The 9,047-nt window shown below is 56.7% G+C and carries 13 protein-coding genes, 1 tRNA gene and 1 pseudogene; 7 read left to right on the top strand and 8 right to left on the bottom strand.

Translation table 11 applies throughout. The annotated features are described in order from the left end of the window. A pseudogene (locus AC1D06_RS40380) lies at positions 1–138 on the top strand (IS3 family transposase); the annotation flags it as partial. 81 nt (positions 139–219) lie between these two features. On the opposite strand, the gene AC1D06_RS40375 reads toward AC1D06_RS40380, so the two are convergent. The 5 genes from AC1D06_RS40375 to AC1D06_RS40355 form a co-directional block, all read right to left on the bottom strand. Further along, a complete protein-coding gene (locus tag AC1D06_RS40375; protein WP_477882687.1) occupies positions 220–627 on the bottom strand; it encodes a hypothetical protein in 408 nt (135 codons plus the stop codon). Positions 628–858: 231 nt separating this feature from the next. Next, on the bottom strand, positions 859–1,140 hold the full coding sequence (locus AC1D06_RS40370; RefSeq protein ID WP_477882686.1) for a hypothetical protein: 282 nt from the start codon (positions 1,138–1,140) through the stop codon (positions 859–861). A 72-nt stretch (positions 1,141–1,212) separates the two neighbouring features. Beyond that, the gene (locus AC1D06_RS40365; RefSeq protein ID WP_477882685.1) at positions 1,213–1,674 is read right to left on the bottom strand and encodes a hypothetical protein; all 462 of its coding nucleotides are present in this window, start codon (positions 1,672–1,674) and stop codon (positions 1,213–1,215) included. A 235-nt stretch (positions 1,675–1,909) separates the two neighbouring features. Continuing rightward, a complete protein-coding gene (locus AC1D06_RS40360) occupies positions 1,910–2,425 on the bottom strand; it encodes a hypothetical protein (RefSeq protein ID WP_477991092.1) in 516 nt (171 codons plus the stop codon). Next, positions 2,422–2,649 (bottom strand): hypothetical protein, encoded by a 228-nt coding sequence (locus AC1D06_RS40355; protein WP_477882682.1) that lies wholly within the window; start codon positions 2,647–2,649, stop codon positions 2,422–2,424. Before AC1D06_RS40355 ends, AC1D06_RS40360 begins: the two co-directional genes overlap by 4 nt. Positions 2,650–2,985: 336 nt before the next feature. Between AC1D06_RS40355 and groES the strand changes: the two genes are divergently transcribed. Both groES and groL read left to right on the top strand, forming a co-directional pair. Continuing rightward, a complete protein-coding gene (gene groES, locus AC1D06_RS40350; RefSeq protein ID WP_477882680.1) occupies positions 2,986–3,282 on the top strand; it encodes a co-chaperone GroES in 297 nt (98 codons plus the stop codon). A gap of 62 nt (positions 3,283–3,344) precedes the next feature. Further along, a complete protein-coding gene (gene groL / locus AC1D06_RS40345; RefSeq protein WP_477882678.1) occupies positions 3,345–4,982 on the top strand; it encodes a chaperonin GroEL in 1,638 nt (545 codons plus the stop codon). Between the two features lie 48 nt (positions 4,983–5,030). On the opposite strand, the gene AC1D06_RS40340 is transcribed toward groL, so the two are convergent. Both AC1D06_RS40340 and AC1D06_RS40335 read right to left on the bottom strand, forming a co-directional pair. Next, complete coding sequence (locus AC1D06_RS40340; protein WP_477882677.1) at positions 5,031–6,080, bottom strand: fatty acid desaturase; 1,050 nt, start codon at positions 6,078–6,080, stop codon at positions 5,031–5,033. A gap of 17 nt (positions 6,081–6,097) precedes the next feature. Then, the gene (locus tag AC1D06_RS40335; RefSeq protein WP_477991091.1) at positions 6,098–6,307 is read right to left on the bottom strand and encodes a DUF4167 domain-containing protein; all 210 of its coding nucleotides are present in this window, start codon (positions 6,305–6,307) and stop codon (positions 6,098–6,100) included. Positions 6,308–6,899: 592 nt separating this feature from the next. Between AC1D06_RS40335 and AC1D06_RS40330 the strand changes: the two genes are divergently transcribed. The 4 genes from AC1D06_RS40330 to AC1D06_RS40315 all read left to right on the top strand — a co-directional run bounded on the left by AC1D06_RS40330 (position 6,900) and on the right by AC1D06_RS40315 (position 8,842). Continuing rightward, positions 6,900–7,169 carry a DUF1488 family protein gene (locus tag AC1D06_RS40330; protein WP_477882675.1) on the top strand — a complete coding sequence of 90 codons (270 nt, stop codon included), beginning with the start codon at positions 6,900–6,902 and terminating at the stop codon, positions 7,167–7,169. A gap of 78 nt (positions 7,170–7,247) precedes the next feature. Continuing rightward, entirely contained in the window at positions 7,248–8,090 is an 843-nt protein-coding gene (locus tag AC1D06_RS40325; RefSeq protein WP_477991090.1) for a transglutaminase-like domain-containing protein, read from the top strand. A gap of 220 nt (positions 8,091–8,310) precedes the next feature. Further along, entirely contained in the window at positions 8,311–8,478 is a 168-nt protein-coding gene (locus tag AC1D06_RS40320; RefSeq protein WP_477882672.1) for a hypothetical protein, read from the top strand. Between the two features lies 1 nt (position 8,479). After that, positions 8,480–8,842 (top strand): type II toxin-antitoxin system RelE/ParE family toxin, encoded by a 363-nt coding sequence (locus AC1D06_RS40315; RefSeq protein ID WP_477882671.1) that lies wholly within the window; start codon positions 8,480–8,482, stop codon positions 8,840–8,842. A gap of 89 nt (positions 8,843–8,931) precedes the next feature. Here AC1D06_RS40315 and AC1D06_RS40310 read toward each other — a convergent pair. Further along, a tRNA-Met gene (locus AC1D06_RS40310) sits at positions 8,932–9,008 on the bottom strand. Between the last annotated feature and the right edge of the window lie 39 nt (positions 9,009–9,047).

The raw sequence follows: 9,047 nt of genomic DNA, 5'->3' as shown, positions 1-9,047 counted from the left end.
GCCGTGGAGTTCGCCACGCTTGAATGGGTGGATTGGTTCAACAATCGACGACTTCTGGAGCCCATCGGCAATATTCCACCAGCTGAAGCCGAAGAACGATACTACGCCATGCTGGACGAACCAGCCGTGGCCGCATAACTTAAACCAAACGGTCTCCGGCAAAGCCGGGGCGGTTCATCCCACGGTTTTCCGGCGAAGGCTATGCGCGCTCACCGTCAATCAAAGCGCGCTTGCTTGTTTCTCAAATAAGCCCATCAGCCCGGCGTCCGTGAGGGCACCCCTAACATAGGCGTATAGAATGCGGCGTTCGACGCACAGCCGCATGTCATTTCGGAGTTCTATCGGGATGTCGTCCAAGCTCTTCACAGGCGTCCTTGCATGCAGGCTCATGAGCTGCATGGCCCTTGCTTGACATCCGTCGACGGCCAGAGCGTCCACGCGGGTTTGAACCTCTACTCTGTTGACGGCGTCGTCAGCAGCAACTTTCGTCGCTTCAATTCGCTCGGCACTGGCGCCATCGTTGTGGTCAGCCCGTTCCCATGCGATGAACACGCCGAGCACAATGACGGTGGCCACAACGGCGCCAATTTTCAACAGTGTTTCCAATAAGATATTCTTTTCTGGCAAGGGTTGATCCGTAGGCAGAGGCGGTGTCGATGTGCACAGAGGTCGCAAATACCTGTTGGCGGTCAGGATGCGTAGTCCCAATAAAGAAGCCAGAGCATGGCAACCACCGGCAGGAGGCAAGAAGCGACGATGACAAGCCTCAAACTCATGTCTCGACTTCCGATGGTCCCAGCTGTTCGGAAAGCCGAATCTGCAGTCGGACGCCCCCTTGATGCAGCCTTGCCGTCACGATCATTTTGCCAGACCCTGGGTGTGGCGGCGTGCGTCCCTTGCGAGTGCCGCTTCAAGTTCGATGGGATCCACCTGGATGGATTGCCTGACAGCGGTACGAACCGAAATTGCAGGAATTTCCAGACGGGACGACGTGCGCCTATAGGCGATAAATGACAATTCTTCGATCCGTTCTTCCTCGGTAAATAGTCGATAGGTGCCCGCTTCCAGCGGCTGCGCCAGGGACGTGAGGACGAATGGATGAGCGAAAGTAATGTCCGATGCTGTCGTGCGATCCGTCATGATTTGTCTCCTGGTGTCCAGCGCGAAAATGATCGGCGTCTCGCCTCGCGGGCACCGGATACGTCTTATCGGTCAAGCCGCGTGAACCGGCGCGTTCAGAATCCGCAGCGCTCTCTCGGCCGTTCGAACGTTGAGGCCGCTCATATTCCACGAGCCATACGCGGCAGGCTCGCCGCTGAACACATGGTAGATAGTCCATGTGCCGTTGTGCTCGATTCTTCGGCCAAATCGGTAGCCATCTTTCGACCCAGCCTCGGGCCGCGCTCCCGCCGAAGCCGACGGAGCGGCATGGGGCGAGCTGGAAACGCGTGCGGATTCATCCGGCGAGTTTGCCAATCGGTTGACAAGGGCAAAATGCAGCGCGCCTTCGTCGACTACGCCGCTCTGGAATTTTTCGATCAAAAATCGGGCGGCATTCAGCCTGCTTTGCCGCGCGGCCGAATCGGAATCGTCTCTGATCCCCGCGCGCTCGAGAATTCGATCGAGCAAAGCGATATCCGTTATCGTGAAGTGCTGTTGGCAACCGGAAGACATATTTGTCCTCCTTTCATTGGGGCTAAGGTTTTCAACCCTACAAAAGCAGCGCCCGCTTCAATTGCTGCCGACGCAATCACTATGCATGTAAGCAATCTGACAAGCAAGCCTTGTCTCGAATCTACCCCTCCCAGGCAGATTTTCGTTGGCAAGCCAAGGATTCATCCGCTTAGACTCTTTTGTCTTGTCGCAGGTTGTTATCGGGAAAACCGTGGAACACTTTTCCGGAACCTGCTCAGCGGAATGCATAATCGACCGCGCGGATGATCCGCGCCTGCACGATATCCATCGTCACTTGATCAAGCGTCATGACCCTGTTGTCCCGCGACGAGGTTTCGCTCACGGTCTCGTCGATGCGGATATTGCGTGCAGACTTATCCGCAGTAAAGGCGATATGCGGGATTTCGGTCGAGGACTGATTGCGATTATTGGCGTTGATGATTTGAAAATCAATCTTCAGCTGATCGCCACCATCGATCTTCTTGGTGAGACCGTCGATGATCCGGTAGTCATGCCCCTTGGCTTTGAGGATTTCGCCGATCTCCATCATTGCAGGGCGAATGATGGAGATACAATGTTCAAGAAAGGCGCGCGTGAACTCCCCCTTGGCCTTCGCCTCGTTGACTTCCCTTTGCGCGTTTTCCTCCATCCGCCGATCATGTCGACCAAGGATTTCATCCAGTTTTGACTTGTCGGTATCTTTCATCACAATTCCTATCGAGCATGCGCGGTCGGCTGCAAACGCGTTCAAACGGCTTCCCTGAAGCCGTTGCGTGCAAGGCCAGTCCAGCGAAGGCTGGCATTTGCGGCTGCCTTGCTGTCGTTGAAAACGAGATCGTGCTTGCCGCTCGAAGCAAGAGGAACGGAATAGGGAGCATCGACATAATCTCGATTCTCGTTATATCCGATGCCCGCCAGATAAGCCTTCAATTGCCTCACATATTTGCCGTGCAGATCGAAAGTCGTGTTTTTCATAAGACCTCGTTATTTTTCCAGAATTGTTTTCGTAATTTTCTGCCTGAATCTCAGTCAATTCTATCCGATAAAAATGGTCATAGATAGACGCGCAATTTTTCTGGGTTTTCTGGGCTTTTTTTATGCTTTTCCACGCATGTGCAAAAAATAAAAAGCGAGAAAAATCGGTGCTCTTATTGTGGAAATTATTTTATCTGACCTCGGGGCAGCCATCGAGGAACGGAAAATTATTTATTTCACCAGATTTAAATTTCTAGCACTCGCCGCTCATGAGTGCTAAGACAACAAAATTGGTCCTTCGCGGGCCGTAAACCCATTTCATTGAGGACATTTAAAATGACGGACGTAAATTTCCGACCTCTTCACGATCGCGTCGTCGTCCGGCGCGTCGAAGCCGAAGCGAAGAGCAAAGGCGGCATCATCATCCCCGACACCGCCAAGGAAAAGCCGCAGGAAGGCGAAGTGGTCGCAGTTGGCACCGGCATCCGCAACGACAAGGGCGAGCTCGTCGCGCTCGACGTCAAGGCAGGCGATCGCATCCTGTTCGGCAAGTGGTCGGGCACCGAGGTCAAGCTGAATGGCGGAGACCTTCTGATCATGAAGGAATCCGACATCATGGGCGTCATCGCCTGATATCGTCGATTCCTTCGATCGACATTAACAACCAATGAGCCCTGGGCTCAGGAGTTTTCATCATGGCTGCCAAGGAAATTAAGTTCGGTCGCACCGCCCGCGAAAAGATGCTGCGTGGCGTCGACATTCTCGCCGATGCGGTGAAGGTCACCCTCGGCCCCAAGGGCCGCAACGTCGTGATCGACAGGTCCTTCGGTGCGCCGCGCATCACCAAGGATGGCGTTGCCGTCGCCAAGGAAATCGAGCTTGAGGACAAGTTCGAGAACATGGGCGCCCAGATGGTCCGCGAAGTCGCTTCGAAGACCAATGACGTTGCTGGCGACGGCACGACGACCGCCACCGTTCTCGCGGCCTCCATCGTTCGCGAGGGCGCCAAGGCGGTTGCCGCCGGCATGAATCCGATGGACCTCAAGCGCGGCATCGATCTCGCCGTATCGGCCGTCGTCAAGGATCTGCTTGCCAAGGCCAAGAAGATCAACACGTCGGAAGAGATCGCCCAGGTCGGCACGATCTCGGCCAATGGCGAGAAGGAAATCGGCGACTATATTGCCGAAGCGATGCAGAAGGTCGGCAATGAAGGCGTGATCACGGTCGAAGAAGCCAAGACCGCCGAAACCGAACTCGAAGTCGTCGAAGGCATGCAGTTCGACCGTGGCTACCTCAGCCCCTACTTCGTCACCAATGCAGAGAAGATGGTTGCCGAACTGGACGACGCCTTCGTGCTGCTGCACGAAAAGAAGCTCTCCAACCTGCAGGTCATGCTGCCGATCCTGGAAGCCGTGGTGCAGACAGGCAAGCCGCTGCTGATCATTTCGGAAGACGTCGAAGGCGAAGCGCTTGCCACGCTCGTCGTCAACAAGCTGCGCGGCGGCCTCAAGATTGCCGCCGTCAAGGCGCCCGGCTTCGGCGATCGCCGCAAGGCCATGCTGGAGGATCTGGCCGTCCTCACCGGCGGTACGGTGATTTCCGAAGATCTCGGCATCAAGCTCGAAAACGTCACGCTCGACATGCTCGGCCGGTGCAAGAAAGTCTCCATCACCAAGGAAAATACCACCATTGTCGACGGCGCTGGCCAGAAGTCCGACATCGAAGGCCGCGTCACCCAGATCAAGGCCCAGATCGAAGAAACCACCTCCGACTACGACCGTGAGAAGCTGCAGGAACGTCTTGCAAAACTCTCCGGCGGCGTCGCCGTGATCCGCGTTGGCGGATCGACTGAAATCGAAGTCAAGGAAAAGAAGGACCGCATCGACGACGCGCTCAACGCGACCCGCGCTGCCGTCCAGGAAGGCATCGTTCCCGGCGGCGGTATCGCCCTGCTTCGCTCTTCCGTCATCCTCGACGTCAAGGGCGAAAATGACGACCAGAATGCAGGCATCAGCATCATTCGCAAAGCGCTGCAATCGCTGGTTCGCCAGATCTCGGAGAATGCAGGCGACGAAGCTTCGATCGTCGTCGGCAAGATCCTCGACAGGAATGACGAAAACTGGGGCTATAACGCCCAGACCGGCGAGTTCGGCGACATGATCGCCATGGGCATCGTCGACCCGGTCAAGGTTGTCCGCACGGCGCTGCAGAATGCGGCCTCGGTTGCCGGGCTGCTTGTCACCACCGAAGCGATGATCGCCGAACTGCCGAAGCGGGATGCTCCGAGCATGCCTGACATGGGCGGTATGGGTGGCATGGGCGGGATGATGTGATCGCAACCGACTGAATCGGCATCCGCAAATCGATAGACCCCGGTTTTTTTACCGGGGTTTATTTTTGGCCGGCGATGCTTTGGCGACATCCCGAAACGACAGGAGCTTGCCGGCCTTTTCATCCCAGAGCACGAGTTTCACGCAGCGGACACTGTCCATCAGCGTGATGCGACCGATCTCACCCAGTTCAGGATGATCCTTCAGGACCTCCGGAAGCCGGTAATACGGCACCCTGCTCGAAAGGTGATGGACGTGATGAATGCCGATATTGCCGGTGAGCCATTTCAGCACCGGCGGCAGGTCGTAGTGCGAGGCGCCATGCAGCGCTGCCTGCTGGAACTGCCATTCGGGTTTCTTGGACCAATAGGTCTCTTCGAACTGATGCTGGACATAGAAGAGCCACACGCCCGCCGCGCCGGCCAGCAGCACAATTGGCAGGTGGACGAGGAGGAATGGCACCAAACCGATCGCCCAGATCAGTATGGCGGCGGCAACCGCGACCGCGGCGTTGGTCGCCATCGTCGACAGCCACGGCACATACCCCTCGCGCATCATGCCGAAAGGCAGCCGCTGCTTGAAAATGAACAGCCATGCCGGTCCGATGCCGAACATGACAAGGGGATGCCGATAAAGACGATAGCTGAGCCTGCCCCACCAGGAGCAGGCGTTGAATTCCTCGACAGTCAGGGTGGTGATATCGCCGACGCCGCGCTCATCGAGATTTCCGGAAGATGCGTGATGCTCGGCATGCGCGCGCCGCCAGTAGTCGTAGGGCGTCAAGGTCAGAACACCGATCACTCGTCCCGTCCAATCATCGACCCATCGACGGGCAAAGAACGATCCATGGCCGCAATCGTGCTGGATCATGAACAGCCTGAGCAGGAACGCCGCAGCAGGAACCGTCAGGATCAGCCCCCACCAAAGCCCGTAATGGACGGCCAGGCAGCATAGAATCCAGAGCGCCACGAACGGCAAAACCGTGACCATGAGCTCGAAGACGCTGCGTCCTGCATGCGGCTCACGATAGCCGGAAAGTATTTTCAACCATGCCTTGTCGTCAAGTCCGCTCTCATTTCCGGAGCTGGGGGCCGCAATCATTGTTGTCCATTTGCTTTCTATGAATTGTTGGAATTGGCGGCGCGAAAGAAATGCTCCGCGTGCTGGTAATAATTTTCAGCTTGAACTCTATCGCCTGCGCGGGCCTGTTCACGGGCGAGCGCGAGATAATAATCGTAGCGCTGGGAAATAGGCGGTTGAGCGCCAGGGCGCTGGCGGGACTGTGCCGGGCCCGTTTGGCTGCGATTGTTGTTTGAGGGGTTGTTCATCTATTTCTTCGGGCGCCGTTGGCGCCGCTCCTTGGGAGACTGAAAAATGCTCTGGGGAAAGCTGATCAGTCGATTTGTTCCGCAACAATTCGCTGCAATTCGACTGTGGTGAAAGGCACGAGGTTCCAGCATTGCCTGGGATTCGGTTCGGAAGCCGTATCTTTCGCACGGCGTCYGGGCGTTTTGCCCGCATTCTGGATGGCATTGTCTGTGAAATTTTGGTTGCTTCACGGCGAGCAAGCTGCATCGCCATACGGGTTTGAGGCTATGGATCGATGAGATGCGGAGTGACCAGAACGCGGCCGCGGCAGGTGGGCGATGAAAAGCGCTTCGTACGAGCCTCTCGGCCACCTTTGACGCCCCTTTCTATATAGGTGCAATGTGGCGGCTTCAAGTCCATGTGGAATGACAAGTGGCAGGCACCTCAGAGCAGCATGGAGGGTTTCACCGATAGTCTACGTTAAGTCGGTCCCCTGCCCGCGAAACATTGCTCGCTCGTTGTGCCCGAGAAGTCTCGATATATATCCCCTTTTGTTCTCCGATTATGTTATCCTTAGGCTTGCTGCAAGAATTTCCGCTAAAGGGTTTCAATATGCACCTGACGTTCCCCAACCAGAGCCGGAGCTATGACGAAACGGGTCGGCGCATTCGCTTTTCGGGCTATGACGGCATGTTCGAGATCAAGTTCTTCCTCGAAATCGATGCATTGGCCAAGGCATTCGCCGGCAAGATGAGTGGCGAGAGAGAATATCTCTCCGCATTCGACACTGTCCGCAAAAACGTCCTGGCCGTCGCCGAGAAGGCTTACGCACGTGGAAGAGACAAAACCATGTGCACGCTCACGATCACCGACTTTACCTGAACAGGCCGCACGAACGCCTGCCGCCGGCAGACATCCATCGGGTCTTGCCCCTGCAATCATCGAAGAAGGGACAAGCGCATGCTGATCCGCTTTGGCTACGATATTACCATCGCTTGCGAACAGAACACGCCCATGGTCTGTCTGCTCAACGCACATCGCGACAGGGCCGGCGATATCCGTTCTCCAGAGCAAGTGGTGACGCAGCCCGGCGTGCCTACTTCGACCTATGTCGACCTCTTCGGCAATATCTGCCGACGTTTTGTGGCGCCGACGGGCGCGTTCTCGATCTGGGGCGACGGCACTTTGGAAGACAGCGGTCTGCACGATCCGGTGGTTCCGGATGCCCAGGAAATTCCCGTCGCCGATCTGCCTGACGAATGCCTGCTCTTCCTGATGGGGAGCCGCTATTGCGAAACGGACCGGCTGAGCCAGTTCGCCTGGGACCGGTTCGGCCAAATCGCGCCTGGCTGGGGCAGGGTCCAGGAGATTTGCGACTTTACCAACGAGCACATCGTCTTCGGCTACCACAATGCCCGCAGCACCCGCACCGCCTATGAAGCCTTCGAAGAAAAGATCGGCGTCTGCCGGGACTACGCCCATCTCGCCATCACCCTGCTCCGCTGCATGAATATCCCGGCACGCTATGTGAACGGCTATCTCGGCGATATCGGCGTTCCGATCCTCGATCCGCAGGATTTCAGTGCCTGGATTGAAGTCTATATCGGTGGACGCTGGATGACATTCGATCCCCGCAACAACAAGCCACGCATCGGCCGGATCGTCGTCGCGCGCGGCCGGGATGCGGCCGATGTGCCGCTGATCAACTCCTTCGGGCCGCATGAATTGAAAGCCTTCCGTGTCTGGACCTACGATGTCACGGGCTTGGCTTTGCCACTGCCACCTATGGATCATGGCATGTGAATGGCGCGCTTTGAATAGGTGATCAATGCCAGAGCCGCAGCTATGCCAATATCGACCGGCGGATCATTGCCGCCCTGTAGGCACCAAGGCCAAAAAAATTAGCCCACACCTAAAATGAGAACTGCTGATAGAGCGTGCCAAAGATTGACAATATTTGCGACGTTTCCCATAATAACAAGAGAACGAAGGGCTCAACCCAATGTCATCCGGAAGCCTTCATGTGAAGGTGGGCGGTGCGCTGCAAACGCACATTCAGCGGCAGACCCGCGACGAAGCCTGGGAGTGGCTGCAAAAGGAGCTGTCTGCCGGCATGCGGGCCGCCGACAGCGAGTTTGTTTCGGTCTCCGCAAAGGACGTGGTCAGCCGCAATCAGAAGCCAAGCCGCTAACATGGCGGCATACCGCTTTTACCCGACGGCCGATGCCGCCCAAGACAGGATTTGCCGTGGTACGGTTGATACGTGGGGCGAAGCCCAAGCCGCCACGGACATTACCGGGCTTCATGCACATTTGTTGCGGCTGACCGCGAACAAGTCGCTGTGGCGGCGGCTTCCCCGCAATCTCGCCGTTGCCCCCGATATCCGCAAGGATGCGTATTTCACCCACTACGAACGGCATTACCTGTTTTTCCGGGAGCTAGACAACGGCGATATCGGCGTGATCAGCATCCTGCATGACCGCATGGATATCCCGATGCGCCTGGCGGATGATTTGGCGGCGCTTGATCGCAAGGCCACTTCGGAACCTAAATAGCCGCCGCTTACGACCGCCGCGTGTTAGGTCCAAAAACACGAAAGGCCTCCTGAGGGAGGCCAATAGTTCGTTGATTTTCTTAGAAGATTTGGTTGCGGGGGCAGGATTTGAACCTGCGGCCTTCAGGTTATGAGCCTGACGAGCTACCGGGCTGCTCCACCCCGCGTTACCCGGTTTTTTGCCTTTGGCAAAAATACCGTTAAAG

This window comes from Rhizobium sp. P2_G2, assembly GCF_056403555.1.
The sequence above is the reverse complement of the archived record's forward strand: the minus strand, read 5'-3'. Positions and strand labels throughout refer to the sequence as shown.

Excerpts from the sequence above, each read along its gene's own strand:
- AC1D06_RS40370 (WP_477882686.1), bottom strand. The coding sequence starts at position 1,140 with ATGACGGATCGCACGACAGCATCGGACATTACTTTCGCTCATCCATTC.
- AC1D06_RS40365 (WP_477882685.1), bottom strand. The coding sequence starts at position 1,674 with ATGTCTTCCGGTTGCCAACAGCACTTCACGATAACGGATATCGCTTTG.
- AC1D06_RS40355 (WP_477882682.1), bottom strand. The coding sequence starts at position 2,649 with ATGAAAAACACGACTTTCGATCTGCACGGCAAATATGTGAGGCAATTG.
- groES (WP_477882680.1), top strand. The coding sequence starts at position 2,986 with ATGACGGACGTAAATTTCCGACCTCTTCACGATCGCGTCGTCGTCCGG.
- groL (WP_477882678.1), top strand. The coding sequence starts at position 3,345 with ATGGCTGCCAAGGAAATTAAGTTCGGTCGCACCGCCCGCGAAAAGATG.
- AC1D06_RS40340 (WP_477882677.1), bottom strand. The coding sequence starts at position 6,080 with ATGATTGCGGCCCCCAGCTCCGGAAATGAGAGCGGACTTGACGACAAG.
- AC1D06_RS40335 (WP_477991091.1), bottom strand. The coding sequence starts at position 6,307 with ATGAACAACCCCTCAAACAACAATCGCAGCCAAACGGGCCCGGCACAG.
- AC1D06_RS40330 (WP_477882675.1), top strand. The coding sequence starts at position 6,900 with ATGCACCTGACGTTCCCCAACCAGAGCCGGAGCTATGACGAAACGGGT.
- AC1D06_RS40325 (WP_477991090.1), top strand. The coding sequence starts at position 7,248 with ATGCTGATCCGCTTTGGCTACGATATTACCATCGCTTGCGAACAGAAC.
- AC1D06_RS40315 (WP_477882671.1), top strand. The coding sequence starts at position 8,480 with ATGGCGGCATACCGCTTTTACCCGACGGCCGATGCCGCCCAAGACAGG.